This window comes from Brevibacterium sp. BRM-1 (assembly GCF_026802075.1).
GTDB classification, from domain to species: Bacteria; Actinomycetota; Actinomycetes; order Actinomycetales; family Brevibacteriaceae; genus Brevibacterium; species Brevibacterium rongguiense.
This window is the reverse complement of the sequence record NZ_CP113788.1, coordinates 2489368-2516361: the sequence shown is the minus strand read 5'-3', so window position 1 is coordinate 2516361 and position 26994 is coordinate 2489368. Positions and strand designations below refer to the sequence as shown.

The window sequence follows — 26994 nt, the reverse complement described above, 5'->3', positions numbered from 1 at the left end:
CTCACAGTGCTCGCCCCCTCTCCCTCCGCAGGAGCTCGTCAACGATATCGCTGCCGATCACCGACCGATAGGTTTCATAGACCGAAGGCATCACCAAGTTCTTGAGCGCCTTGAGTTCAGAACTCGTGGGAACGACGATCTTGGTTCCCCCGGCAGCCTCGATCGTCTGCTTCGACGCTTCGTTTCCCGCAATCGATTCCTTACGGTTAAATGCGGCTGCATCGTCGGCGGTCTTCACCACAACCCCCTGCAGGTCAGCAGGGAGCGAGTCGAAGAACTTCTTATTGATGACGTGGACGTAGCCGATGTACCCATGGTTCAGCTCTGCAATAAATTTCTGCACCGTGTGCATTTTCTGTGACTCGATGTTTGAGTAAGTGTTCTCCCCACCATCGATGAGCCCCTGCTGTAATCCGCTGTATACCTCTGCGAACGCGAGGGGCGTAGGCACCCCTCCCCACTTTTCGAACTGGGTCCGCAGTATGTCCGACGGCTGGATGCGGTACTTCTTGCCCTTCATATCGGAGGCAGCGACAGTCCGATTGTTCGAATGGATCTGCTTCATTCCGGAATCCCATAGACCGAGCACCTTCATACCGCGCTTCTCAACGTCGGTATTCGCGTAGATGGCCTTCCCCACCGTCGAGCTCTTCGTCACGACCTGTGGGACCTCCGCCGGCGAGTCGAAGACGAAGGGCAGATCGAGGACCTGGATACTCGGGGCCACTGTGGTGAACTTCGCACTCGCAGGCGCGAGCATCTGGATCGAATTCGACTGGATCGCCTGCATCTCGTCCTTATCCCCATAGAGCTCCGAGTTCGGGTAGAGCTCAACACGGATGCGCCCTCCGGTCCGTTCTTCCAGGAGCCGCTTGAAGTACTCGGCCGCCTTTCCTTTCGGAGTCTTGGCAGTGGTGACATGCGAGAAGCGCAGCACGAAGGTATCTGCACTTCCACTGCGCATGGGACTGCACCCGGCGGCGGCCACGGCCGCCCCGACGGCGAAGGACCGGAGCACAGTCCTGCGTCCAAGCAGATCGGACATCGTTGTCCTCTTTCATGGATAGTCATCGGCGAAGTTGAAGTCCGCCTGTTATCCCGGTCACATTAGACGCCGCTAAAGGAATTTGCAACATCATCTCCGCCAGAATGCATAATCTGCGGGCGAGACCGGGTCGCTCTGGCCGGGCGCTTCAGTCCACGTCGACGTCGAACGGGTCTTCGATCTCCGCTCCGACGATTTTCCGCGACAAGCTGAGGAAGCCCCTCCGGATGTGCTCGGCAGTCAGGCGGGCCGCGGCTTCCCCGTCGACACTCCGCACAGCCTCGACGAGCTCGATGTGCTCGTGGTGCGACTGGTCGGCGCGGGCCGCATCATCAAGGGTGAAGTCCCAAGGGAATGAGTCCCACTTCGCTTCGATCTCGCCGACCAGACCGGGCATCCCACAATGGCGATAGAAGAAGAAGTGGAACTCCCGGGTCTTGAGATTGCGCAGCGAACCGTCACCGGCTGCGTTCGCCTGCGCCAGTTCATCGAGCAGTGCATAGGCCCCTTTGAGCTCGTGCCGCGAGATGCGCAGCACCGCGCGGCGCATCGCATAGGGCTCAAGGAGCATCCGCGTCACATAGAGCGCCTTGAAGCGCTCGAGATCGATGCCGGCAACCCGCACGCCGCGATGGGCCTCGGAGACGACCAGTCCCTCGGCTTCCAGACGATGGAACGCCTCGCGGACCGGCGTAATCGAAGCATCGAACCAGGTGGCAACCTCATCTTGGCGCAGACGCGACCCGCGCTCGATTTCACCGCCCAGTATTCTGCGGCGCAGTGCCTCCACGATGGCGTCCCGTTTGGTGGGCATGCCACCGCCTTTCCTCGAAGTCCGTCTCCCCCAGCTTACGGAACCACTAACAGCGAGGTCGACGCCCATTATTATGCACTCTTGTTTTCGTGATACATTATCTTCCCTACCGTCTTCAAGTGCCCGGGAGCCCTCGTGACGACCGATCCACCCACTGACCATCTGCCACTGCAGGGCATCACAGTCGTGAGCTGCGAACAGGCCGTCGCGGCGCCATTCGCCACCCGTCAGCTCGCGGACCTCGGTGCTCGCGTCATCAAGATCGAGCGGCCCGGCAGCGGTGACTTCGCCCGCGGGTACGACACATCGGTCCGGGGATTATCAAGCCATTTCGTCTGGATCAACCGCTCGAAGGAGAGCTTTTCCGCTGACCTCAAGGAGCCGGCGGACCGCGAGATAGTACTTGAAATGATTCGAAGCGCCGATGTCTTCGTGCAGAACTTCGCGCCTGGAGCAGCAGAACGGCTGGGCTTCGGGCCAGACGAACTGCGGGCCCACAACGATCGGCTGATTTACACCTCTATTTCAGGTTTCGGCGACTCAGGACCGTATCGTGATGCAAAGGCCTACGACGCCTTGATCCAGGCTGAGGCGGGGCTCGTCTCGATCACCGGAACCGAAGATTCGCCCGCGAAAACGGGGATTTCCACGGCGGATATCGCCGCGGGAATGTACGCGTTCTCCGGCATTCTCACCGCCCTGTACGACCGCGAGCGCACGGGGCGTGGTCAGACGCTCCGAGTCAGTCTGTTCGACTCGCTCGTCGAATGGATGGGGTATCCGCTCTACTTCAGCCGCTATGGCGGCAGGAGACCGTCACGTGCCGGCACATCGCATGCCGCCATCGCTCCCTACGGCACCTTCGGCGCAGGCGATGGCATCGAGTTCGTCATCTCTGTGCAAAACGAACGGGAATGGGAGCGGTTCTGCACGACGGTGCTCAAACGTCCCGACCTCACCGCAGATCCGCGGTTCGCAAGCGCCTCCGTGCGCTCCGTTCGGCGCGCGGAGCTGGAAACGGAAATCGACCACGTGTTTCAGACACTGACAGGTGCGGAACTCGCTGAACGGCTGGCCGCTGCGAAGATCGCTCACGCCCGGCAGCGGGACATAGCCGACGTCTCCGACCACCCGCAGCTCATCGAACGCGATCGATGGGTGGCAGTGGACTCGCCTGCGGGATCGATCGAGATGACGAAACCGGCCGTCGTATTCTCTGGATCGGGATTTCGGATGGACCCGATCCCCGCACTCGGTGAACACACCGATGCTCTGCGCGAGGAGTTCGCACCTGGCGGCAACGCATGACTCCCGCCAGCCGCCAGCAGCCCGCGTATTCGGACCTACTACCGACAGGGGGCGTGAACGCGGAATTCGAGCGACTCGACATCTGCGGTGTCACCACGGAGAAGATAACCGCAGCGGGGACGGAGCGCACCGTACTCACGATCGCACCCTCGGTGTTCGAGGAGCTCGCAGTTCATGCCTACAAGGAGATCTCCCATTTCTTACGGGCAGATCACCTCGCCTCCCTCCGCCGCATCATCGACGACCCCGGTGCAAGCGACAACGATCGATTCGTCGCTCTGGATCTGCTCCGCAATGCCGTCATATCCGCCGGTGAAACCCTGCCCATGTGCCAGGACACCGGCACAGCGATTATTTCCGTGAAGCGACCGGCTCGCATCTGGACCGATGGACGTGACGCTGAATACCTCACCGCAGGAATCCGGCGCGCCTACGAGGAACTCAACCTCCGCTATTCCCAGCTCGCCCCTCTCACCCTCTTCGACGAGACAAACACCGGCACGAATCTGCCCGCTCAGATCGAGATCGGTCTCTCTGCGGGTGAAGTGTACGAGCTGCTATTCATGGCTAAAGGCGGTGGCAGCGCCAATAAGTCCTTCCTCTACCAGGAAACCAAGTCCGTCCTAGACGAGACACGTCTCATGGAGTTTCTCGCCGAAAAGATCTCGTCGCTCGGCACAGCCGCCTGTCCGCCATATCACCTCGCCATCGTGGTGGGCGGTACGAGTGCGGAGTTCGCTCTCAAGACCGCAAAGCTTGCAAGCGCGCACTACCTGGATGAGCTTCCGCGCGAAGGCGACGCTCAGACGGGCCATGCACTGCGCGACGAGCGCTTCGAGCAGCGAGTGCAGTCGATGACCGAAACCCTGGGCTTCGGGGCCCAGTTCGGTGGCAAGTACTTCTGCCACGACGTTCGGGTTGTTCGGCTTCCCAGGCACAACGGCTCACTTCCCATTGCGATCGCGGTCAGCTGCTCTGCGGACCGACAGGCGGTTGCACGCATAACCGGCGACGGCGTCTTTTTCGAGAAGCTAGAACACGACCCCGCGCGCTTCCTTCCCCCGACTGCTGTGGAGGAGGAAATCGCATCTGAAAGTGTCACACCCATTGACCTCGACCAGCCGATGACGAAAGTACTCGCACAGCTTGCGCAGTGCGAGGTGGGGGATCGGCTAAGCCTGAGCGGAACTTTGATCGTCGCACGCGATATCGTGCACGCGCGCATTCGCGACATGCTCGCCGAAGGACAGTCCCTACCGGAGTATTTCCTTACCCACCCCATCTACTACGCGGGTCCTGCCAAGACACCCGAAGGAATGCCCAGCGGTTCGTTCGGACCGACGACCGCAGCCCGCATGGACCCCTATATCCCACTCTTCCACGAGCAGGGAGGCTCTCTCGTCACGTTGGCGAAAGGCAACCGCGCACCGAGTGTCGCTGAGTCGTGTGCGACACACGGGGGCTTCTATCTCGGAACCGTCGGCGGCCCCGCCGCTCGCCTCGCAGCCGAGTGCATTACCGATGTCCGGGTCGTCGACATGGAGGACCTGGGAATGGAAGCGGTCTGGAGCGTCCGAGTGACCGATTTCCCGGCTTTCGTCGTGATCGACGATCACGGCAATGACTTCTTCGCCCACGTCAAGAGCGGAACGCAGATGACACTCAGCCGGACGCGCACAGCTGCAGACGGCGATGAACTCTGAACCCATACCACCGACTATCAGACAGTCGTCGAAGGAGACACCGTGATCACATCCGAAGAGCAGACGATGATCGACACCGTCCGGTCGTTCGTCGACCACGAGGTGCGGCCGAACGTGAATGCGGTCGAGCACGCCAATGAGTACCCGGAGGCGTGGATCGAGAAGATGAAGGAGATGGGCATCTTCGGCCTCGCGATCGCGGAGCCGTGGGGCTACGGCGGCGTCTCCGCCGAGGCCTACGCCCTCATCACCGCCGAGCTGGCCCGCGGCTGGATGTCGCTGGCCGGGGCGATGGGCGGCCATTCAGTCGTCGCCAAGCTCATCCAGGCCTTCGGCACCCAGGAGCAGCAGGACGCCTACCTGCCGCGCATGGCCGAGGGCGAGCTGCGCGCCACGATGGCGCTCACGGAGCCCGGGGGCGGCTCGGACCTCCAGGCGATCCGCACCGTCGCGGCCCGCGAGGGCGAGGACTACGTCGTCAACGGCTCGAAGACGTGGATCACGAACGCCCGCCGCTCCGACCTCGTGGCCCTCCTCGTCAAGACCGACCCGGAGGCGCAGCCGCGCCACCGCGGCGTGTCCGTCCTGCTCGTGGAGAAGGGCCCGGGCTTCGAGGTCTCGCGCGACCTGCCCAAGCTCGGCTACAAGGGCGTCGAGAGCTGCGAGCTCAGCTTCACCGACTTCCGCGTCCCGGTGACCAGTCTGCTGGGCGCCGAGGAGGGCCACGGCTTCGCGCAGATGATGACGGGCCTCGAGACCGGCCGCCTGCAGGTGGCCTCCCGGTCGATCGGGGTGGGCCAGGCGGCGCTCGACGACGCGGTCCGCTACGCCCAGGAGCGCGAGTCGATGGGCAAGCCGATCTGGAAGCACCAGGCGGTGGGCCACCGACTGGCCGCCATGGCCGCCAAGCTCGAGGCCGCCCGCCAGCTGGTCCTCCACGCCGCCCGCACGCTCGACGGCGGCGGCCGCGTCGACATGGAGGCGGGCATGGCGAAGTACATCGCCTCCGAGACCGCCGCCGAGGTCGCGCTCGATGCCATCCGCGTCCACGGCGGCTACGGATACTCCACCGAGTTCGAGGTCGAGCGCTACTACCGCGACGCCCCGCTCATGATCGTGGGCGAGGGCACGAACGAGATCCAGCTCGACGTCATCGCCAAGCAGCTCATCGCGCGCAACCGGGTCTGAGCCCCACCGCGCCTGAGGTGCGGGCCCGGGCCCGCTGGCCCGCACCTCGGGGGCGGGACCGCAGGACCCGGCCGCGCCCCGGATCACGATCCCCCCACTGACCCCACTGATCAGGCCCGGACCGGGCCACAGCCTGAGAGGACACACCATGACCGTTCACCGCGGATGGCAGGGCCGGTACTTCGAGGACTTCGCCGTGGGCGACGTCTTCGAGCACCCGCTGGGCCGCACCGTCACGGAGACCGACAACATCTGGTTCACCCTGCTGACCCAGAACACGGCGCCCGTCCACTTCGACCGCGAGTACGCGAAGAAGACGGAGTTCGGCAAGCCGCTCGTCGACTCGACGTTCACGGTCGCGCTCGTGACCGGCCAGAGCGTGACCGATGTGTCGCAGAACGTCTTCGCCAACCTCGCCTGGGATCGGATCACGCTGCCGGCCCCCGTGTTCGAGGGCGACACGATCCACTCGCGCTCCACGGTGCTCAGCGTGCGGGAATCGCAGTCGCGGCCCACCCTGGGCATCGTCACCGTCAGGACGGAGGGCTACAACCAGCGCGCGGAGGTGGTGTGCGCCTTCGAGCGCACCGTCATGGTCTACCGTCGCGGGCACGGCCCGAACGCCGAGCCCATGCCCGCCCCGCCGCTGCCCCCGGAGGCCACCCAGGACTGACACCCGGGCCGCCCGCCGCCGCAGACGCGGCCCCACGCGCCGACGGCCCGCGTGCGCCACAATGGTGTGAAGCACATCACCGTCGATTGCACGGAGGGCATCATGGCCGACCAGAGCACCGCTCAGACCCCCACACCCGCCGAGGACCCCTACGAGGCCGCCGCCCGCGCGGCGGCGGAGGACCCCGAGCGCTACTGGCTCGAGGCCTCCGCCGCGATCGACTGGGTGAAGGCGCCCACGCGAGCCCTCGACGACACCCGCGCGCCCATCTACCGCTGGTTCCCCGACGGCGAGCTCAACGTCAGCTACAACGCCCTCGACCGCCACGTCGCAGCGGGCCGCGGCGACGACGCAGCCCTCGTCTACGACTCCCCGGTCACCGGCACCCAGCGCACCTACACCTACGCCGAGCTCACCGACCTGACCGCCCGCTTCGCCCGCGCGCTGGCCGACCGCGGCGTGGCCAAGGGCGATCGCGTCATCATCTACATGCCCATGATCCCGGAGGCGGTCATCGCGATGCTCGCGTGCGCGCGGCTGGGCGCCATCCACTCCGTGGTCTTCGGCGGCTTCTCCGCCAAGGAGCTCGCGGTGCGCATCGACGACACCGCACCCCGGGCCGTCGTCTCCGCCTCGTGCGGAATCGAGCGCACCCGCGTCATCGAGTACAAGCCGCTGCTCGACCGCGCCATCGAGCTCGCCGAGGCGAAGCCCGAGTTCAGCGTCGTCGTCCAGCGCCCGCAGGCACCCGCACAGCTGCGCGCGGGCTTCGACCTCGACTTCGCCCAGCTCATGGCGGCCACCCGGGAGGGCGCGCCCTGCACGACGGTGCGGTCCACGGACGAGCTCTACGTGCTCTACACCTCGGGCACCACGGGCAAGCCCAAGGGGATCGTGCGCGACTCCGGCGGCTATGCGACCGCGCTCGCGTGGTCCATGCCGCACCTGTTCGGCCTGCGGCCGGGCGACACGATGTTCACTGCCTCCGACGTGGGCTGGGTCGTGGGGCACTCCTACATCGTCTACGGCCCGCTGCTGGCCGGTGTCACGACCGTGCTGTTCGAGGGCAAGCCGATCGGCACGCCCGATGCCTCCACGTTCTTCCGCGTCATCGCCGACCACGGCGCCAACGTCTTCTTCGCCGCCCCGACCGCCATGCGCGTCATCCGCAAGGAGGACCCGGACGGGGAGTTCATGAAGAGCCACGACCTGTCGAGCATCCGCGCGTGGTTCATGGCCGGCGAGCGCCTCGACCCGGGCACCTACGAGTGGACGACGCAGAAGCTCAAGGAGGCCACTGGCCGCGACATCCCCGTCATCGACAACTGGTGGCAGACGGAGACGGGCTGGCCGATTGCGACGAACCCCATCGGCCTGCGCGCATTCCCCCTCAAGCCGGGTTCGCCCACGAAGCCGGTGCCCGGCTATGCGATCGAGGTGCTCGACGCCGCCGGCGAGCCCGTCCCGGCGGGCACGGAGGGCCTCGTCGTCGTCCGGCTGCCCCTGCCCCCGGGCACCATGGCCACGGTGTGGGGCGACGACGAGCGCTACGTCTCGTCCTACCTCTCCGCGTTCGACGGCTACTACCTCTCCGGCGACGGCGGCATGGTCGACGAGGACGGCTACGTCTACGTCATGGGCCGCACGGACGACGTCATCAACGTCTCCGGCCACCGCCTGTCCACCGGCACCATGGAGGCGGCGCTGGCCTCCCATCCCGCCGTGGCCGAGTGCGCGGTGATCGGGGTGGAGGATCCCACGACGGGCCAAGTCCCCAGGGCGCTCGTCGTGCTGGGCGGCGGGCAGGCCGCCGAGCCCGACGCGCAGGCGCTGCGCGACGAGCTCGTCGCCCGAGTGCGCGAGCAGGTGGGCCCGGTGGCCGCGCTCAAACGCATCGACTTCGTGCCGGCGCTGCCGAAGACCCGCTCGGGCAAGATCCTGCGCAAGACGATGCGCGAGCTCGCCGACGGGCGGGCCGACGTCGTGGTCCCCTCGACCATCGAGGATCCGGCGGTGCTCGACGGACTGCGCGAGGTGCTGGCCAGCACGACGGGTGAACGCCCGGCCAACTGAGCCGCAATACGAGTCCAACCCCAGGTGAGCGCGCCGAAATCCGAACTCACCACGTGAGACGCGCGGAGAATTCTCCGCGCGTCTCATGCGTCCGGCGCACACAATCCGCCCTGTTCCTGGGAATCCGCGAAGGGGCGGGCCAGGGCTGGCCGGCATACCCCTCCCCCCTACCCGCCGCCGAGGCGCGGGCTCAGGGCGCGCCCAGCTCGCGGTGATCGTCCTGCCAGCCGGATCCGGTTGCCGGGCACCGCTCCGTCTTGCCACGTTGGTAGTGCACCTCGGACGCGGCAGATGCGCCGCACACGTTGAAACGCCAGCGCATCTGCACCTGCGACACGCTGCACGCTGGCTGCCGCCGCACCGAGGGCATCCGAAGAAGAGACCGCCATCGACAGGAGCGAAGAAAGACCATGAAGTTCTCACGCATCGCCATGACGACCGCCCTCTCCGCCGGAATCCTCACCGCCGGGGTGTTCGGCTCCATGCCGGCCCAGGCCACGGAGGGAAGCCAGCCCGTCGAGGCGCACGCCCAGGCACATCCGCAGGCGAGCGCCCAGAGCGTCAGCGACCTCAGCGCGGAGCAGGTCGCCAACGTCAAGACCATCATCAAGGTGGGCAAGGACAACAAGATCCCCAAACAGGGCGTGAAGATCGCCCTCATGACCGCGCAGCAGGAGTCGACGCTGCGCAACCTCGACTACGGCGACCGCGACTCGCTGGGCCTGTTCCAGCAGCGCCCCTCCACCGGCTGGGGCACGCCGCAGCAGATCCAGGACCCGGTCTACGCCAGCGAGTCGTTCTACGGCGTCAACAAGGACGGCAGCAACCCGGGCCTGCTCCAGGTCAAGGGCTGGGAGTCGATGGACCCCGCAGCCGCCGCGCAGGCCGTGCAGAAGTCCGCCTACCCGAGCGCCTACGCCCAGTGGGAGGGCCTGGCCGACGAGCTCCTCACGCAGTACTACTGAGCCGCTGCGCGCCCATGGGCGGCCCGCACTGAAGCTGCGCGCCACCGACCCGTCAGAGCACTCCATCGACGCGAAGGAGAATGACATGAACACCGCACTGCGCACTCTCACCCTCACCGGCGCCGCCGCGGCCGTGGTCGCCACCGGCTTCGCCGCCGCCCCCGCCCAGGCACACGAGAGCCACGGCGCTCACGCGAGCGGCGCCTCGGCGACGGCCACGGCTCCCACCGGGCCCACGGCAGGGACGCAGGCCAGCCCCGAACAGCGCCGCGCGACGATCATCGAGCGCGCGAACTTCTGGGCGAAGGACCCCGTGCCCTACTCCATGGAGCGCACCGCGGCCGATCCGAACGGCAAGCAGTACCGCGCGGACTGCTCCGGATTCGTCTCCATGGCCTGGGGGCTCAAGTCCAGCCTTAGCACCGTAACGCTGCCCGACGTGGCGCACCCCATCAAGAAGGACGAGCTCAAACCGGGTGACATCCTCCTCAAGGGCGGCCCGGGCACGGGCGGCGCCAACGGCCACGTGGCGATCTTCAACGGCTGGGCCGACGATTCCCACACGAAGTACCACGGCATCGAGCAGGCGGGGCGAACGGGCACGGCCGCGCGGGACATCGCGTTCCCCTACGACCAGGACAGCTCCTACGTGCCGTACCGCCTCAACGGACTCTGAGGCAGCGGACTCTGGGGGCAACGGGCTCTGGGGCAGCGGGTCCTGAGGGGCAGCGCTCCCCGGAGCCCCGCACCCCGAATGCCTTCCCGCGGACAGCAGCGGCGGGGGCGGGCCATCACCGGCCCGCCCCCGTCGCGGTCGTCCAACGGGCCCACCACCTGGGCCGATCGCTTCCGCTTCGGGCGGCACTCCGCTAGGGTCGTGAACCGAGTCACCCTTCACGGACCCTTCCCCCACGAAGCGAGCACCCGCCCATGCGACTGACCCGCACCCTCCCCGCCACGGCGCTGACCACCGGCCTGCTGGCGGCAAGCATGCTTGCCGCGGCTCCCTCCGGCCCCGCCGAGGCGGCCAACGCGACCCGCCACACCGCCCACCACGCGCAGGCGTCCTCCACGGCCACGGCGCAGAAGGCCGCGAAGAAGCCGGCGCCCCCGCGCAATCTCACCCGCGCGCAGGTGAAGAACGCGCGCACGATCATCGCGGTGGGCCGCCAGCACCGGGTCCCCACCCGCGGGATCAAGATCGCCCTCATGGCGGCCCTGCAGGAGTCCTCGCTGCGCAACCTCAACCGCGGTGACCGCGACTCCGTGGGCCTCTTCCAGCAGCGGCCCTCCCAGGGCTGGGGCAAGCGCTCGAAGCTGCGCGACCCCGTCTACGCCTCGCGCGCCTTCTACGGCGTCACGAAGGGCACCCGCAACCACGGGCTGCTCCAGATCCGCGGGTGGAAGAAGATGTCCCACGGCACCGCCGCCCAGCGCGTGCAGCGCTCGGCCTACCCGCGCGCCTACGCCAAGTGGGCGCGCACGGCCGACCGCCTCATCGCCTCGGCCTGAGCCGCCGCGGGCGCCCCGGCCGCCTTCGTAGACTAGGGCCCATGCCGTCCTCCTCGCGCTCCCCCGCGCCGCGCACCCGCGCCGCCGCCCGCGCCCGGGAGCAGCGCCGAGCGCGCCGGCGCCGGGCGGTCCGCGGACTGGCCGTGGGCACCGCGGTCGTGTGCGCCCTGGCGCTCGTCGTCGCGGGAACCGTCTGGATGATCGCCCCGCCGGGCGGGGACGGCCCACAGGCCCCGAGCGCCGAGGCGAATCCGGACGACCCCGGCCTGCTCGACCGCGCGCAGCTTGCCAATGCCCGCACCATCATCGGCGTGGGGCGGCCCACGGGCGTGGGGCGCGAGGGCATGATCATCGCGCTCATGGTCGCACTCCAGGAGTCCACGCTGCACAACCTCGACCACGGCGACCGCGACTCGGTGGGGCTGTTCCAGCAGCGGCCCTCCCAGGGGTGGGGCACGAAGCGCCAGCTGCAGGACCCGCGCTACGCCGCCCGCGCGTTCTACGGCGTGGAGCGCGGCTCGGACAACCGCGGCCTGCGCCAGATCAAGGGCTGGCGCACCATGACGAAGAACGATGCCGGCCAGCGGGTGCAGCGCTCCGCCTACCCGCACGCCTATGCCAAGTGGGAGGCGCTCGCCACCGCCCTCTACGACCGGGAGAGGCGGGCGCCCATCATCCGGTGAGCCCCGCCGCGGACTCAGCGGCCCACCAGGGGCGGCGGGCTAGAATTCCGCTATGACCACGCCGTCCCCCGCCCCCAGCACCGCCGACTCCGTCCCCTCTGCGCCCGATTCCGCCCCCGCGGCGGGCGCCGACTCCGCCCCCCACGCGCACGCCGCGGCCGATGCCGTCCGGCTCCACGGTGCGAGCCTTGCCTCCGATGCCTCGGTGGCCCGCACCGCCGAGGTGTTCAAGGCCCTGGCCACGCCGTCGCGCCTGCGCATCCTCCTGGTCCTGTGCCAGGGCGAGTCGTCCGTGTCGAACATCGTCGACGAGACCCGCCTGTCCCAGCCGCTCGTCTCCCAGCACCTCAAGCTGCTGCGCGGCCTGCACCTCGTCGACGTCGAGCGCTCCGGGCGCGAGGCGATCTACGCGCTCAAGGACTCCCACGTCGCCCACGTCATCCTCGACGCGATCGCCCACAGCGCCGAAGCCCAGCACTGATCCGCCGGGCGCGGCGCACCGGCCATCGCGGCCGGAGACCGCCGCCGCGCGGCTCCAGCTGCCCCAGCCGCCCCAGCCAAGGGAGGACCGCATGGCCGGCGACTCGATGCTCGCGCGGATCGTGCGCATCCTCTCCGCGTTCGACCACGCCCACCCCTCGCTGACGCCCGAGGCGCTAGCGGCCCGCGCCCAGCTGCCCGCCTCCACGGCCTACCGCATCGTCTCCCAGCTCATGGCCTACGAGCTGCTCAGCCGCGATGCCGACGGCCGGCTGCGCGTGGGCGTGGGCATGTGGGAGCTGGCCAACCGCGCCTCGGACACGATGGAGCTGGGCCGCGTGGCCCGGCCCCACATGGCCCGGGTGCAGCGCTTCGTCGGCGAGCACACGCACCTCGCGATCCTCCGCGAATCCGAGGTGCTCTACCTCGAGCGGCTCTCCGCCCCCGGCGCCGTGCCGAACATCGGGGCGGTGGCCGGGCGCCTGCCGGCCCACGCCTCGGCGGCGGGCCTGGTCCTGCTGGCCCGGCAGCCGGCGCGCGTGCGCGACGCCTACCTGGCCCGCCCGCTGCGGGCGGTCACCGAGCACACGAACACGGACCCGGCGCGCCTGCGGGCCATGCTCGTCCACATCCGCCGCAACGAGCTCGCCCACCTCTCCGGGCACATGGTGGCGGGCACCTCGAGCCTGGCCGTGCCGGTCTTCGACGCGAGCGGCACGGCCGCCGCCGCACTGGGCATCGTCGTCGACACCGTGCGCCGCCCGCCCACGGAGGCCCTCGTCGGCGCCCTGCGCACCGCCTCCCAGGGCATCACCGCGGATCTGGCCGCCGGCGCACCCGGCGCGGCGGACGCACCCGGCGCACCCGACGGACCCGGTGCACCCGGCGCGGCGGACGCGCCCTGATTCCCGGACCGCCCACCCCCGCGCCGGCCCGTCCCCCGGGGCCACGCTGCGACTCAGGCAAGCCTCGGGATTATCGCTGAGTGAGAATCCATTGGCCCGCCCGAGGTGTGAGGCAGGACACTGAGCACACGCGCCGTCGGCGCACCCGGGTGCCGCGAGGGCACCCGCCTCCCGATCCGGAAGGAGCAACGGTGCTCCCCACCGCCCCACCCCCCGTCACCGAGCGCACCCAGGTGGGCATCGTCGGCGCGGGGCCCGCCGGGCTCATGCTCGCCCACCTGCTGCGCACCGTCGGCATCGACGCGATCGTCATCGACAACCGCACCCGCGAGCAGATCGCGCACACCCATCGCGCCGGAATCCTCGAGCACGGCTCGGTGGCGCTGCTCACCGAATCCGGTGCGCGCACCCGCGTGCTCACCGAGGGCCACCGCCACGACGGCATCGACGTGCGCGTCGACGGCGAGTCCCACCGCATCGACTTCCGCGCCACCGTGGGCGAATCGGTGTGGCTCTATCCGCAGAACGAGGTCTTCGCGGACCTCGCCGCCACGGCGGACGCGGACGGCACCGAGGTCCACTACGGCGTCGCCGACACCGTGCCCGGCGGCTTCGAGACGGACCGCCCCGCCGTCGCGTTCACCGATGCGCACGGGGTGCGGCGGCGCATCGCCTGCGACTGGCTCGTGGGCGCGGACGGCTCGCGCTCCGCCTGCCGCCGCGCGGTGGGCGAGGGCGCGCTCACCCGGTACTTCCACGAGTACCCCTTCGCGTGGTTCGGGATCCTCGTGCAGGCCCCGCCCAGCGCCCCCGAGCTCATCTACGCCCGCTCGCAGCGCGGCTTCGCGCTCATCTCGCAGCGCTCCGCCGACGTCCAGCGGATGTACTTCCAGTGCGATCCGGGCGAGGACCCGGCCGCATGGTCTGACGACCGCATCTGGGCCGAACTCACCGCCCGCATCGCCGGCCCCGACGGCCTGGCGCTGCAGACCGGGCCCATCTTCGAGAAGACCGTGCTGCCCTTCCGCTCGACGGTCACGCACCCCATGCGACACGGCCGACTGCTGCTGGCCGGCGATGCCGCCCACACGGTGCCGCCCACCGGGGCCAAGGGCCTCAACCTGGCCTTCGCCGACGTCGCCGTCCTCTTCGCCGCCCTGCGCGCCGAGCTCGTCGACGGCCGGCGCGCCGGCCTCGACGCCTACTCCGCGACCGCGCTCGAGCGGGTGTGGCGGGCGCAGAGCTTCTCCTCGTGGCTGACGTCGATGCTCCACCGCAGCGAGTCCGCGAGCCCGTTCGAGGAGATGCGCGCGCTGGGCGAGCTGCGCGGCGTGCTCGCCTCCCCCTACGGCCGCCAGTACCTCGCCGAGGCCTACACGGGCTGGCCCCGCGCGCGGGCGCGCCGGCCAGCGGGCCCGGCCCGCCCGGTCGGTGCCCCAGTGGCGGACCCATCGCCCCAGCAGCGCCCCCCGCACCACCAACACAGCCCTTCCGAAGGAGGATCCGATGACACAGCAGTCAGCGGCGCCGCAGTCTGACCCGGGCGCCGAGGCGTTCCAGCCGCCGCACAGCGAACCGCACGCGCCGGCGCTCGGCCCCGATGCGGCGAAGTCCAGCCAGGCCGAGGTCGACGCGGAGATCGCCGCGCAGCACGCGGACTACGACGAGGCGGCCGCCGCCGGCGGGGCGCCGGAGGTCCAGCCGCGGGTGGACTTCGCGCCGTACCGCTCGTCGATCCTGCGCCACCCCACGAAGAGCCTGCACCACGCGGACCCGGAGACGATCGAGCTGCACTCGCCGGCGTTCGGCCACCGCGACGTGGGCGCGCTCGAGTCCGACCTGACGATCCAGGCCAACGGCGAGCCGATCGGCGAGCGCATCCGCATCCGCGGCCGCGTGCTCGACGGCGACGGGCGCCCGGTGCGCAATCAGCTCATCGAGGTCTGGCAGGCCAATGCGGCCGGCCGCTACATCCACAAGCGCGATCAGCACCCCGCCCCCATCGACCCGAACTTCACCGGCGTGGGCCGGGCGATGACCGGCCCGGACGGCGAGTACGAGTTCCTCACGATCAAGCCGGGGCCCTACCCGTGGAAGAACCACTTCAACGCCTGGCGCCCGGCGCACGTGCACTTCTCGCTGTTCGGCACCGACTTCACCCAGCGCATGATCACGCAGATGTACTTCCCCGGCGACCCGCTGTTCGCCCTCGACCCCATCTACCAGTCGATCCGCGACCAGCGCGCCCGCGACCGGCTCATCGCCCAGTACGATCATGAGGTGTCCGAGCACGAGTGGCTCCTGGGCTACAGGTGGGACATCGTGCTCACCGGCTCGGGCCGCACGTGGACGGAAGGAGACGACGATGAGTGAGACCCGCGCCGCAGGCCCGCCCGCCCTGGCCGGGCGCGCGCCCGGTGACTGCGAGCCCACGCCCGGCCAGACGATCGGGCCGTTCTACGGCTTCGCCCTGCCCTACGAGAAGGGCAACGAGCTCGTGCCGATCGGCTCGGCGCGCTCCGTGCGCCTGACCGGCACCGTCTACGACGGCCACGGCGAACCCGTCCCCGATGCCATGCTGGAGATCTGGCAGGCCGACGAGCACGGCCGCATCAGCGCCGAGCCGGGCTCGCTGCGCCGCGACGGCTTCACCTTCACCGGGTTCGGCCGCGAGGCCACCGACGATGCGGGCCGCTACACCTTCTCCACGGTCGACCCGGGTCCCACGGAGGAGGGGGCGGCGCCGTTCATCTCCGTCGTCGTCTTCGCACGCGGCCTGCTCAACCGCCTCTTCACCCGCATCTACCTGCCCGAGGACACCGCCGCGCTGGCGAACGACCCGCTGCTGCGCTCGCTCGAGCCCGAGCGCCGGGCCACGCTCATCGGCCGGCGCGCCGCCGACGGCGGCCTCCGCTTCGACATCCGCCTGCAGGGCGACGGGGAGACCGTCTTCCTCCAGTTCCCGCGCAACGCGGACTGAGCGGGCAGGGCACCGGGGGCAGGCGAGCATGAGCGCACAGGACGAACGGGCCACGGCGCGGGGCGCCACCGGGGCGCTGCTCTTCGAGCCCGGGGCCGCGCAGGACGCGCGGCGGGTGGGCGACGGCGCGCTGCTGGCGGCCATCATCCGCGTCGAGGCCGCGTGGTTGCGCGCGCAGGCGACCGCGGGCGCCCTGCCCGCCGCCGCCGCCGAGGCGCTTGCCGCGGCCCTGGGGAGCGCGGACGACTACGCCGCGGCGGAGCTGGCCGCCGCAGCGGCGGCGGGTGGGAACCCCGTCATCCCGTGGCTGGCCGCCGCCCGCGAACGGGTGGCCGGCCTCGACCGCAGCGCGGCCCTCCACGCGGGCCTCACGAGCCAGGACGTCATGGACTCCGCGCTCATGCTGCTCGCCCAGGACGCCCTCGAGGCGGTCGCGGCGCGCGCCGCGGACGCCGTCGGTGCGCTTGCCGCGCTCGCGGCCAGGCAGCGCGGCACCCTCTGCCTGGCGCGCACGCTCACCCAGCCGGCGCTGCCCACCACCGCGGGGCTGCGCATCGCGCAGTGGGCCGCGGGGCTGGACGCGGCCCGGCGCCGGATCGCCGCCCTCCTGCCGCTGCCCGTCCAGGCGGGCGGGGCGGCCGGCACGCAGGCGGGGTACGGCCTCGTCGCCCAGCCCGCCGAGGCGCTCGCGGCGGCGCTGGCCGCCGAGCTGGGGCTCGCGGACCCGGGGGTGCCCTGGCAGACGAACCGACAGCCCGTCCTCGACCTCGCGGCGGCGTGCGCGGGGATCGCCGCGGCCGGCCAGCGCATCGCCGGCGATGTGCTCATCGCAGCGCGCCCGGAGATCGGCGAGCTCGCGGAGTCCGGCGGCGGTGAGTCATCGGCGATGCCGCAGAAGTCCAATCCCACCGTCTCCGTGCTGCTCCACCGCACGGGCCTCCAGGCGCCCGGGGCGCTCGCGACCATCGCGGCGGCGGTGGGCGCCTCCGTCGACGATCGCGCCGACGGCGCCTGGCACGCCGAGTGGCCCGCCCTGCGCGCCCTGCTGCTCGACGCCCTCACCGCCTCCCGACTGCTCGCCGAGCTGGCCGCGGGGCTCAGGGTCGATGCCGCGCGGATGGGCGCCAACCTCGAAGCCGCCGGGCCCGGAGTCGTCGGCGAACGGCTCGTCCACGCGCTGCGCGGCCGGGCCACGCGCGCCCAGATCCAGGCGGCGCTCGCGGCGCCCGACCCTCAATCCGTCCTCGTCGACCTCGCCGGCGGCGCGGACCTCGCCGCGCTGCTGGACCCCGCCGGCTACACGGGGCGGGCGGAGGCCCTGACCGATCGCATCCTGCACACCCTCGCACCCAGCTGAGCCGAAGGAGCCTGCCATGACGCTCGCCCTCACCGCCGCCCGCCTGCCCTCCACCGGTCCCACGAGCGGGCTCGCGCAGACGCTCGTCGTCCTGGCGTCGCTGGGCACCGCCGCCGACCCGCTGTGGGGTGCGGCCGCGCGGGCCCTGCCCGCCGATGTCCGCGTCGTCGCGATCGACCTGCCCGGCCACGGCCGCTCGCGATCGCCGTGGGAGGCCCCCGGGGCCGCGACGACGGTCGCCGAGCTCGCCGATGCCGTGCTCGAGGCCATCGACTCCACCCTCGACGTGGAGCGCTTCGCGGTGGCCGGGGACTCGATCGGCGGCGCGATCGCCCTGCAGCTGGCCCTCGACTACCCCGAGCGGATCACGCGCGCCGGCGTGCTGTGCTCCGGGGCGCAGCTCGGCGACCCCGGGGCGTGGGAGGAGCGCGCAGAGCTCGTCGAGTCCGCCGGCACCCCCACGCAGATCATCGGCTCGGCGCAGCGCTGGTTCGCCCCCGGGTTCATCGCGAGCCACCCGGAGACCACGGCCGCCCTGCTCCACTCGCTCCAGAACGCCGACCGCTTCGCCTACGCGGCGCTGTGCCGTGCGCTCGCGGAGTTCGACCTGCGCGGCCGGCTCGACGATGTCGCGGTGCCCGTGCTCGCGGTCGCCGGTGCACAGGACCAGCCCGCGCCCCCGGAGAACCTCTCGCTCATCGCCGACGGAGTGCAGGACGGCACCTTCGTCGAGCTTCCCGATGTCGCCCACCTGGCCCCCGCCGAGGCGCCCACCCGGGTCGCGCAGCTGCTGTGCAGGTTCGTCCTCGACGGCGATGCGCGGGCCGGGGAGCCCACCGGCGGCGGGGCCGAAAGCGGTGCCGCGACGGCGATCCCGCTGGCCGGGGCGCCGGCCGCCCCCGACCGCAGCGGCGGGCAGGGCGGTGACCCGGACGGCGCGCCCGATGCGGGTGGGCAGCCGGTCCGCACCTCGGCGGGGCTTGCGAACCTCACCCGCGAGCAGGTGCGCGAGGAGGGCATGCGGGTGCGCCGCGAAGTGCTCTCCGATGCCCACGTCGAGCGGGCCGAGGCCGCGGCAGACGACTTCACGCGCGACTTCCAGGACCTCATCAGCCGCTACGCGTGGGGCGAGATCTGGACGCGCCCCGGGCTGGACCGGCGGATGCGCTCGGCGGTCACCCTCACCGCGATGGTGGCGGGCTCCCACCACGATGAGCTGGCCATGCACGTGCGCGCCGCGCTGCGCAACGGCCTGACGCGGGATGAGATCAAGGAGATCCTGCTGCAGTGCGCGATCTACTGCTCGGTGCCGAGCGCGAACACCGCGTTCGCGATCGCGTCCCGGGTGCTTGCCGAGGGCGACGCACACGAGGGGCAGGGCTCGCAGCCCGGTCCAGCCGACCCGCCGCGCCCGGCGAGCGAGGCCGGTCCGCACCGGGGCTGAGCGCTCAGCGGCCCTCGAGGGCTCCCTCCGCCCGCGCCGCGCGCTTCGAGCGGGCCACGAGGAGGAGCGTGAGCGCCACGCCCACGGCCGAGGCGACGAGCGGCAGGATCTGCGTCCACGCGTAGCCGGCGGCAAAGCCGTTGGCGCCGATGCTCACCGCCTTCGCGCCGGCCTCGAGGAACATGATGATCGCCCACACGACGCAGCTCTGGCGCTGCACGACGCGGAACGCGCGATAGCGCCACAGGCCCTCCCACCAGGCGATGCCCTCGGGGGTGGTGCCCGCCGCGAAGCGCTGGCCGAACCAGAACGTGAGCGGGCGGCGGAACAGCAGGCTGGCCGCGAAGATGAGCCCGATGAGCCCCGTGACGAAGCAGTCCTTGTAGAGCAGGACCTTCGGGTCGTGGCTGCCCACGAGCGCGACGGCGGCGGAGAGGCCGTTGAACGCGAGGATCGCCTGGGACGCCCCGCCCACGCGCCGGGTGAGGGCGAAGTAGATGAGCCCGCCCACCGCCGGCGGCAGCAGCGACCACATGTAGGCGGAGAAGTCGCTGCCGCCGCGGCCCGTGATGACGGCGACGATGACGATGGAGCCCACGACCTCGAGGACCGTCAGCAGGATCATGAGGCCGATGCCCCGCCGGCGCGGTGCCGGGGCCGTCTCCTGGCCGTGTTGGCCGGTCTGGCCGGGTTGGCCGGTGTGATCGGGCTGGCCGGTGTGGCCGGGCTGGTCGGCCCGGCCCTGCGTGAAGGCGGGCGGGGTCTGGGCCGCGGCGGGCGTGTGCGCACCGCCGGCGGCGGCGTCCTCGGCAATCGGCTCGGCCATGGTGGGGGCGGCTCCTCTCGGGCTGCGCAGCACCGCCCGGCCCCGGCGGACGCTCGCACGTCGGTGTGCGGGCGGAGCACGGGCCCCTCGAACGGAGACTCACACAGCGGACCTGGGCGAGCGGCCTGGGACGTGCCCCGCTCGCGCTCAGCATACACCAGATCGGCCGCCTGGCCCCCGCGCGCGCCGGGCTTTTGCTCCGCGTTCGCCACCGGCCCCGGCCGGGCGGGGGCGGAGCCATCCCCGCCGGGTCGGTCCCCACTCGTGCGGGGCCGGCCCCGGTGCCGCCGCCGCGATCACAGCCCCAGGCGCCGGAGCCGCCACTGCGTAGACTCGTCGGCATGGCGGTGGCATTCGACGCGGTGGTGGTGGGCAGCGGGCCGAACGGGCTGGCCGCCGCCGTGACCTGCGCGCAGGCCGGTCTGGCGGTCCTGGTCCTCGAGGGCCAGGCCACCGGCGGCGGCGGGTCGCGCACGCTCGACCTGGGACTGGCCCCGGGGCTCGTCCACGACGTGTGCTCGGCCGTCCACCCGCTGGCGGCGCTCAGCCCGTTCCTGCGCGAATTCGACTTGGCCGCCCGGGGCGTGGCCTCCACCGCGCCCGAGGTCTCCTACGCCCATCCGCTCGACGGCGCGCCCGCGGCGCTCGCCTGGCGCGACCTCGACCGCGCATGCGCGGGGCTCGGCTCCGACGGTGAGGCATGGCGCGTCCTCTTCGGCCGGCTGGCCGGCCACGCACCCGAGGCGGCCGCGCTGGCACTCGGTGACAAGCGCTCCCTGCCCCCGGAGCTGGGGTACAGCCCAGGTGCAGGGCTGCGCACGGCCGCCTCGCTGGCGGCCACGGCCACGGCGGCGGGCACGCCCGCACTCGGCGCCGTGCTGCGCACTCGGGCAGCTCGAGCGCTCCTCACCGGCGTCGCGGCCCACACGATCGCGCGCCTGCCCAGTCTGGCCGGCGGGGGGACCGCGGCGCTGCTGGGCGCCGCCGCCCATGGGCCGGGCTGGCCGATCGTCCACGGCGGCTCCCAGGCGATCGCCGATGCGCTCCTGGCCGACCTGGCCGCCCACGGCGGCTCGCTCGAACTGGGCTCGCCCGTCGCCAGCCGCGCGGACCTGCCGCCGGCCCTGGCCTACCTGTTCGACACCTCGGCCGATGCGGCGGTGGGGATCCTGGGCGACGCCCTGCCGCCGCGGGTGCGGCGGGGCCTCGGGCGGCTGGGGCACGGAGCCGCCGCGGCCAAGGTGGACTTCGTGCTCAACGGCCCCGTGCCGTGGGCGGACCCGCAGGTGGCCCGGGCGGGCACCGTCCACCTGGGCGGGGACGCGGCGGACCTGCGCGCCAACGCCGCACGGGTGGCCGCCGGGCGCCTGCCCGAGCTGCCGACGACGCTCGTGAGCGATCCGGCGTCCTTTGATGCCGGGCGGCAGGTAGGCGGGCTCCGGCCCCTGTGGGCCTACGCACACGTGCCTTTCAACTGCCCCGCCGATGTGACGGAGCGGGTGAGCGCCCAGCTCGAGCGCTTCGCCCCCGGCTTCCGCGACCTCGTCGTCGCGGCGCGCTGCGTGCCGGCCGACCGGATGGCAGACCACAACGCGAACCTGGTGGGCGGCGACATCGCCGCGGGCACCGTGGACGCGTGGCGCCTCGTCGCGCGGCCCCGCGCCGCGCTCGACCCCTACGCGCTGGGCGTGCCGGGCATGTACCTGTGCTCGGCGGCCACTCCCCCGGGGCCCGGGGTCCACGGGATGGGCGGCTGGTCTGCCGCCCGCCGCGCACTCGCCCAGCGCTTCGGGATCGCGCAGCCGCCCGCCCTGGGCCCCCACCCCACTGCGCCGGCGCGCTGACCCCGGGCTGGGACCCGCGCGCAGCACCCGAATGGCGGGATGCGGTCGATGAGGCCCGCGGGCAGGGAGACATGACATCCGCCCGGGGGGCGACGACCACGGGGGCGCGGCGCGGCCGGGACGCCCGGTGCAGCCGGGACTCGCGGCGGCCGCGGGACGCAGGCCGGGGGATGCAGCGGCTGTGTCAGCAGCGGTTGCAGCGGCTGCGTCTGGGAAGCGCTGCGAACCGGTGCCTCGCCGGGCGAGCAGCGCGGCGGGGCCTCGTAGCGGCATCCGGTATCGTCGGGGCCCACACGCACCGATCGCACGCGCACCGCAGCGAGGAGTCGAGGAGCATGCGCCACCCGATTGCCCACCAGGGCCGGTCCAGCGCCCGCCAGGGCAGCTCCACCGTCCGTCGGTGTCGCAGCCCCGGTGCCAAGACCGGCCTCGCGCGCCGGGGCCCGGCCCCCGAGCGCCGCCACCGGACGCGGGGCGGCGCATGATGCTCCGGGTGCTCCTGGGCCTCACGTTCGGGGTGGTCCTCGCCGTGCAGCTGTTCGCGCTCGTCTCCGAGCGGCGATGGGACCCCATCGCGCTCGTGCTCATGGCGGTCGCGCTCGTGGGGCTGGCCTGCGTGACGGTGGGCTGGCGGCGCCTGTCACGCCCCTCCGCGCGGTCCACGGAGCGCACGGAGTAGCCCCGCGGCCCTGACGGCCGGGCCACCGGCCCTCTGCCAACGCGCAGTCGGCCGGGCCACCGGGCCCCTGCCCATGCGCAGTCGGCCGGGCCAGCGGGCCCCCGCGCCAGCGCCCAGGCAACCGACCGCATCGGGCCCGGCGCAGAGGCGGATCGCCGATACCCCGCGGCCCACCAGTAGGCCCAGTGGGCTGCGCGGGATCTGCGCGGCCGGCGGCCTTCAGGCCTCCGCCGCGGCCAGCCGGGCCTGGAATCGCTTGATCCGCTGCAGCGCCTCGAAGGTGGCCTCCGGCCCCACCGCCAGGGACAGCCTGACCGCTCGGTCCCCGTTGGCGGTGTCGAAGTCCAGGCCGGGAGAGAGCGCCACCCGCTCCTGCTCGAGCAGGGCCGCGCACCACTCGGTGGCATTCGCGTACGGGCCGAGCACATCGTCGATGTTCGCGTACATGTAGAACGCGCCGTCGGCCGGGGCGAGGTCGGTCCAGCCGAGCTCGGGGACCGCGTCGAGCACATACTGGCGGGCCGCGGCGTAGCCGGCGACGGCGACCTCGGCCTCCGCGTACGCGGCCTCGGAGAACGCCTCCACGGCTGCGTGCTGCGCGGGCACAGGCGCGCACAGCGTGACGTTGCCGGCCAGGGCGGCCACCGGATCGGCGAGGTCCTCCGGCAGGATCGCCCAGCCCAGCCGCCAGCCTGTCATGCCCCAGTACTTGGAGAAGGAGCTGATGACGACCGCGTCGTCGTCATAGGCGAGCGCGCACTCGCCCTTGGAGTCGGTGAACGAGATGCCGTGGTAGATCTCGTCGGAGATCAGCCGGACCCCGTGCCGACGGCACCAATCCGCCAGCTCCTCGAGCTGCTCGGCGCCGATCATGGTGCCGGTGGGGTTGGCCGGCGAGGCGATCATGAGGCCCGTGAGCGGCGCCTCCCGCTGCGCGGCGTCAAGCAGCTCGACGGTGGGCTGGAACCGCTCCGCAACCCCGCAGTCGAGCTCGACGACCTCGCAGCCCACCGCCGCGAGGATGTTCTTGTAGGCGGCATAGCCGGGACGCGCGAGCGCCACCCGGTCGCCCGGGTCGAACGCCGCCAGGAAGCTGAGCAGGAACGCGCCCGAGGAGCCCGTCGTGATGAAGAAGCGCTCCAGCGGGATGTCGAGGCCGTACCAGCGCCGGTAGTGCTCGCGCAGCGCCGCGCGCAGCGGTTCGATCCCGGGCGCCGGGCAGTAGCCCAGGTCGGTGCCGTCGGTGAGGACCTCCGCCGCCCGCGCGCGCACGGCGGCGGGCGCTCCCTGGGAGGGCTCGCCGACGCACAGCGAGATGACGTCCTCGCCGGCGGCCCGCAGCTGGGCGACCCGGGCCACGATGTCCATGACCGCGAACGCGCGCACCTCCTTCGAGCGCGCCGAGGTGGTCAGGGGCGGGGCGGTCGCGGTCGCCGGCGCCCGGGTGACGCCAGCGTCATCCGGGGCGGCGTGGGCGGCGGGATCAACAGGCATAGGGCAATCGTGGCACACGGCCCCGGCTGCCGCGGCGCGGCCTCACCGGGGCCTCGGGCCGCCCGCCCCCACGCGATCCCCTAGCCGTGCGCGGCCTGCCACTGGCGCACCCACGCGCGCCCGTAGTCGTTGCCGTTGGGCGTGCGCATCACGGTGTGGACGTGGAAGCGCTGGGGGACGTCGTAGTCGAGGAACACCCCGCAGTGATGGTCCAGCTCCGCGATGAGGACCGGGGATTGGAACCGGTAGTAGAACACGTCCCCGGGCTGCGTCCCGCCGATCCAGCAGAACCAGGACTGCCCCAGGTGCTCGGCGACCTCGCGCCGCTTCGCCGCGCGCGGGCCCTCGGGCAGCACGACGAGGAATGTCTCGACCAGGCGCATGACCGCCGCGCGCACGTCCTCGGAGGCATCGGCCAGCGCCAGGCCCTCATAGGGGATGACCCTGTTGTCCTGGAACGCCCCGGCAAGATGGCGCTCGTCTCCGGGATGGACACGGCCCTCCGGCATGGCGGGATCCACCATGTTCGCGTAGAGCACGGCGGCGTCCCTCTCCTGCGCGGTGAGCCGCGCCATGACGTCCGTGCCCGCGTCGACGCGGTCGTCGAACGTGCGCAGGCCCGCCTCGGGGCCCGCATCGATCTCGTTGGGCTCGGCACCGTGGAAGACGGGGCCCACCGTCATGCGGCCCTCCACCACCAGGCAGTTGACCGCGCAGTGGTGGCCGAAGAGCTGCCAGCCCCACGGCTGGCGCTCATCCGGCTTCCCGTAGAGGGCGATGTTGTAGGAGTAGTCACCCAGGATGTTCGGCAGGCCCACGACCTCGCCCAAGAACCCGTTGATGCGCATCATGTTCCGCGTCAGCTCCCACCCCTGGGGACTCAGGCTCGCCTGCACGAGCGCGAGTGCCGCGGTCCGGAACTCCGGGGAGGCGAACTCGAGGCGCACACCCGTGTCGAACTGCATGAACTCCGGATTCGCCCAGGTCTGCCACTCGGACGCGTCCACGGCATGCTGCAGCCGGGCGCGCTGGTCGTCGTCGGCGATCTCGAGCAGGGTCCGGGCCGCCGCGACCATGGCGGCCACCGGGGCCTCCTCCCCCGCGCGTGCGGGCTCCAGCGGGTAGAGGCCCTCGACCAGGGCGCCGTCGCTGGTCACACCGGTGAAGTCCTCGAGGTAGTGCGGGGTCCATCCCTCGACGAGACCCCCGGTGAAGGTGCCCGGCCGGCGGGCGACCTCGCGGTACTCATAGGCGTCGAGGCCCTTGAGCTCCTCGATGCGCGGATGGCCGGGGGGAAACAGGAACTGGCGATAGGGGGCGGGCGGCTGGACCATGGCGATTCTCCTTCGAAGCGCAGACGGCGGGCGACAGCGGAGGTGCGGGCGGGTTGGGCGATGCCCGCTCAGACCGGGGCGGCGTGGGCGGCCACCGCCGCGCGCACGGCGCCGCTGTCGCCGGTGGCGATCGCGGCGACGAGGCGGCGGTGGACGTCCAGGCGGGCCTCCCAGTAGTCGGCGGCCACGTCACCGGCCTGCCGCGCGCGGCCGCCGGTGAGGAAGCCCAGGGTGCTCTCGTAGACGGTGCGGGCCATGAGGTTGGGGCAGATGAGCGCGATCCGCCGGTGCAGCTCCCAGTTGCCGTGCATGAAGTCGTCCCAGGTGGCAGCGGCCTCCATGTGCGCGAGCAGCTCCCGCAGCGCGCGCACGTCCTCATCGGTGCGGTGGGCAGCGGCGCGCACCGCGATGAGTTCCTCCAGGCTTTCGCGCAGCTCGATCGCGTCGGCGATGGTCGACGGGTCCTCGTCGACGTCCATGAGCGTGTGGCGCAGGCGCACCAGCGGCGTCGTGCGGGCCACGAACAGGCCGCCGCGGCGGCCGGGGCGCACGACCAGCACGCCGCGGTCGCGCAGCAGCTTGACCGCCTCGCCCACGGTGGTGCGGGCAAGGCCCGTCTGCTCGCGGATCGATTCGAGCGTGCCGAAGAAGTCGCCGGCGCCGAGGCCGCGCTCGCCGATCGCGGACCGGATCGCATCGGCCAGCTGCTCCGCCCGGGACTGCGGGCGGCCCTGGGCGGTGAGCTGGACTTCACTCGTGATCTGTGCCATATTCCTATCCAACCACAAAACATGCATATGTTTAAGTCTTTTACCTTGGGAGTGCAGCGATGAAGCTGATCGGCCTCGCCGACGCACAGGGCGCCATCACGGTCGCGGACCGGGTCACGGATTCCGAGGCGCTGGTCCTCGGCGGCCTCGCGGAGTTCTGGGAGGACCCGGCCGGCCACATCGAGCGGGCGGGCCGAGCGGAGGGCGAGCGCGTCCGCGTGGCCGACTTCGCCGTCGTGCCCCCGGTGCTGCCGGATGCCCGCGTGATCTGCATCGGGCTCAACTACCGCAAGCACCACGCGGAGGGCTCGTACAGCGGCGAGGCCTTCCCCGAATACCCCACCCTCTTCGCCCGGTGGACGCGCTCGCTCACCGTCGCCGGCACCCCGGTGCCGGTGCCCTCGAACGAGGCCGGCCTCGACTGGGAAGGCGAGGTCGCGGCGTTCGTGGGGACAGACCTCGTCGATGCCGACCCGGATGAGGCCCTCGCCGCCGTCGTCGGCTACGCGGCATTCAACGACATCACGAGCCGCAGGGCGCAGAAGCTGTCCTCGCAGTGGATCCTCGGGAAGAACGGCGACCTCTCCGGCCCCCTCGGCCCGCTGGTCCCGGCGGACGAGGTGGGCGATCTGCGCGACGGCCTGCGCGTGGTCACCCGCGTCAACGGCGAGATCGTCCAGGACGGCAACACCCGCGACCTCGTCTACGACGTGGGCAGCACCCTCTCGCTCATCTCGCACACGCTGACGCTGCGGGCCGGGGACGTGCTCGCCACCGGCACCCCGGAGGGCGTGGGCTATTCGCGCACTCCCCCGTGGCTGCTGCAGCCGGGCGACGAGGTCAGCGTCGAGGCCGAGCGCCTCGGAGTCCTCGCCAACCCCATCACGGACAGCGCCGCGCGCACGCGCGGCTGACCA

The 26994-nt window shown here is 71.6% G+C and carries 25 protein-coding genes; 19 read left to right on the top strand and 6 right to left on the bottom strand.

What is annotated here, in order from left to right:
• Window position 1: 1 nt before the first annotated feature.
• Window positions 2-1045 carry a DctP family TRAP transporter solute-binding subunit gene (locus BRM1_RS11075; protein ID WP_268525919.1) on the bottom strand — a complete coding sequence of 348 codons (1044 nt, stop codon included), beginning with the start codon at window positions 1043-1045 and terminating at the stop codon, window positions 2-4.
• Between the two features lie 148 nt (window positions 1046-1193).
• Window positions 1194-1859, bottom strand: a complete 666-nt coding sequence (locus BRM1_RS11070; RefSeq protein WP_268525916.1) for a GntR family transcriptional regulator — start codon at window positions 1857-1859, stop codon at window positions 1194-1196.
• Between the two features lie 135 nt (window positions 1860-1994).
• Here BRM1_RS11070 and BRM1_RS11065 point away from each other — a divergent pair, with 135 nt between their 5' ends.
• The 16 genes from BRM1_RS11065 (at window position 1995) to pcaDC (ending at window position 19130) form a co-directional block, all read left to right on the top strand.
• Window positions 1995-3167: a CaiB/BaiF CoA transferase family protein gene (locus BRM1_RS11065; RefSeq protein ID WP_268525913.1), complete on the top strand. Its 1173-nt coding sequence runs from the start codon at window positions 1995-1997 to the stop codon at window positions 3165-3167.
• 53 nt (window positions 3168-3220) lie between these two features.
• On the top strand, window positions 3221-4870 hold the full coding sequence (locus BRM1_RS11060) for a FumA C-terminus/TtdB family hydratase beta subunit (protein ID WP_268525911.1): 1650 nt from the start codon (window positions 3221-3223) through the stop codon (window positions 4868-4870).
• A 42-nt stretch (window positions 4871-4912) separates the two neighbouring features.
• Window positions 4913-6058: an acyl-CoA dehydrogenase family protein gene (locus BRM1_RS11055; RefSeq protein ID WP_268525908.1), complete on the top strand. Its 1146-nt coding sequence runs from the start codon at window positions 4913-4915 to the stop codon at window positions 6056-6058.
• A 148-nt stretch (window positions 6059-6206) separates the two neighbouring features.
• Complete coding sequence (locus BRM1_RS11050) at window positions 6207-6731, top strand: MaoC family dehydratase (RefSeq protein WP_268525906.1); 525 nt, start codon at window positions 6207-6209, stop codon at window positions 6729-6731.
• A gap of 102 nt (window positions 6732-6833) precedes the next feature.
• Complete coding sequence (locus tag BRM1_RS11045; protein WP_268529833.1) at window positions 6834-8804, top strand: acetate--CoA ligase; 1971 nt, start codon at window positions 6834-6836, stop codon at window positions 8802-8804.
• A gap of 410 nt (window positions 8805-9214) precedes the next feature.
• The gene (locus BRM1_RS11040; RefSeq protein WP_160952697.1) at window positions 9215-9769 is read left to right on the top strand and encodes a peptidoglycan-binding protein; all 555 of its coding nucleotides are present in this window, start codon (window positions 9215-9217) and stop codon (window positions 9767-9769) included.
• An 85-nt stretch (window positions 9770-9854) separates the two neighbouring features.
• On the top strand, window positions 9855-10445 hold the full coding sequence (locus tag BRM1_RS11035) for a cell wall-associated hydrolase (protein WP_268525902.1): 591 nt from the start codon (window positions 9855-9857) through the stop codon (window positions 10443-10445).
• Between the two features lie 254 nt (window positions 10446-10699).
• The gene (locus BRM1_RS11030; RefSeq protein WP_268525899.1) at window positions 10700-11281 is read left to right on the top strand and encodes a peptidoglycan-binding protein; all 582 of its coding nucleotides are present in this window, start codon (window positions 10700-10702) and stop codon (window positions 11279-11281) included.
• A gap of 41 nt (window positions 11282-11322) precedes the next feature.
• Window positions 11323-11964, top strand: a complete 642-nt coding sequence (locus BRM1_RS11025; protein ID WP_268525897.1) for a peptidoglycan-binding protein — start codon at window positions 11323-11325, stop codon at window positions 11962-11964.
• A gap of 52 nt (window positions 11965-12016) precedes the next feature.
• Window positions 12017-12445, top strand: coding sequence for an ArsR/SmtB family transcription factor (locus BRM1_RS14005; RefSeq protein WP_160952693.1), 429 nt, complete (start codon window positions 12017-12019; stop codon window positions 12443-12445).
• Between the two features lie 91 nt (window positions 12446-12536).
• Window positions 12537-13349, top strand: a complete 813-nt coding sequence (locus BRM1_RS11015; RefSeq protein ID WP_268525894.1) for an IclR family transcriptional regulator — start codon at window positions 12537-12539, stop codon at window positions 13347-13349.
• A 266-nt stretch (window positions 13350-13615) separates the two neighbouring features.
• On the top strand, window positions 13616-14887 hold the full coding sequence (locus tag BRM1_RS11010) for a 4-hydroxybenzoate 3-monooxygenase (RefSeq protein ID WP_268529830.1): 1272 nt from the start codon (window positions 13616-13618) through the stop codon (window positions 14885-14887).
• Window positions 14856-15722 carry a protocatechuate 3,4-dioxygenase subunit beta gene (gene pcaH / locus BRM1_RS11005; protein WP_160952691.1) on the top strand — a complete coding sequence of 289 codons (867 nt, stop codon included), beginning with the start codon at window positions 14856-14858 and terminating at the stop codon, window positions 15720-15722. Before BRM1_RS11010 ends, pcaH begins: the two co-directional genes overlap by 32 nt.
• Entirely contained in the window at window positions 15715-16329 is a 615-nt protein-coding gene (gene pcaG, locus BRM1_RS11000) for a protocatechuate 3,4-dioxygenase subunit alpha (protein WP_268525891.1), read from the top strand. The genes pcaH and pcaG overlap by 8 nt, the downstream gene beginning before the upstream one ends.
• A gap of 28 nt (window positions 16330-16357) precedes the next feature.
• Window positions 16358-17686 carry a lyase family protein gene (locus BRM1_RS10995; protein WP_268525888.1) on the top strand — a complete coding sequence of 443 codons (1329 nt, stop codon included), beginning with the start codon at window positions 16358-16360 and terminating at the stop codon, window positions 17684-17686.
• Window positions 17687-17702: 16 nt separating this feature from the next.
• The gene (pcaDC, locus tag BRM1_RS14080; RefSeq protein ID WP_442864262.1) at window positions 17703-19130 is read left to right on the top strand and encodes a bifunctional 3-oxoadipate enol-lactonase/4-carboxymuconolactone decarboxylase PcaDC; all 1428 of its coding nucleotides are present in this window, start codon (window positions 17703-17705) and stop codon (window positions 19128-19130) included.
• Window positions 19131-19134: 4 nt separating this feature from the next.
• Here pcaDC and BRM1_RS10980 read toward each other — a convergent pair whose 3' ends face one another.
• Window positions 19135-19956 (bottom strand): VC0807 family protein, encoded by an 822-nt coding sequence (locus BRM1_RS10980; RefSeq protein WP_268525886.1) that lies wholly within the window; start codon window positions 19954-19956, stop codon window positions 19135-19137.
• 341 nt (window positions 19957-20297) lie between these two features.
• Between BRM1_RS10980 and BRM1_RS10975 the strand changes: the two genes are divergently transcribed.
• Entirely contained in the window at window positions 20298-21800 is a 1503-nt protein-coding gene (locus BRM1_RS10975) for a phytoene desaturase family protein (protein ID WP_268525883.1), read from the top strand.
• Window positions 21801-22281: 481 nt separating this feature from the next.
• A complete protein-coding gene (locus BRM1_RS10970; protein ID WP_268525881.1) occupies window positions 22282-22479 on the top strand; it encodes a hypothetical protein in 198 nt (65 codons plus the stop codon).
• A gap of 219 nt (window positions 22480-22698) precedes the next feature.
• Here BRM1_RS10970 and BRM1_RS10965 read toward each other — a convergent pair whose 3' ends face one another.
• The 3 genes from BRM1_RS10965 to BRM1_RS10955 form a co-directional block, all read right to left on the bottom strand.
• Window positions 22699-23973, bottom strand: coding sequence for a pyridoxal phosphate-dependent aminotransferase (locus BRM1_RS10965; protein ID WP_442864261.1), 1275 nt, complete (start codon window positions 23971-23973; stop codon window positions 22699-22701).
• Between the two features lie 80 nt (window positions 23974-24053).
• Window positions 24054-25307: a DUF3500 domain-containing protein gene (locus BRM1_RS10960; protein WP_268525878.1), complete on the bottom strand. Its 1254-nt coding sequence runs from the start codon at window positions 25305-25307 to the stop codon at window positions 24054-24056.
• A gap of 68 nt (window positions 25308-25375) precedes the next feature.
• Window positions 25376-26077: a FadR/GntR family transcriptional regulator gene (locus BRM1_RS10955; RefSeq protein ID WP_268525876.1), complete on the bottom strand. Its 702-nt coding sequence runs from the start codon at window positions 26075-26077 to the stop codon at window positions 25376-25378.
• 59 nt (window positions 26078-26136) lie between these two features.
• On the opposite strand from BRM1_RS10955, the gene BRM1_RS10950 reads away from it, so the two are divergent.
• Window positions 26137-26991: a fumarylacetoacetate hydrolase family protein gene (locus tag BRM1_RS10950; protein WP_268525873.1), complete on the top strand. Its 855-nt coding sequence runs from the start codon at window positions 26137-26139 to the stop codon at window positions 26989-26991.
• Window positions 26992-26994: the final 3 nt, after the last annotated feature.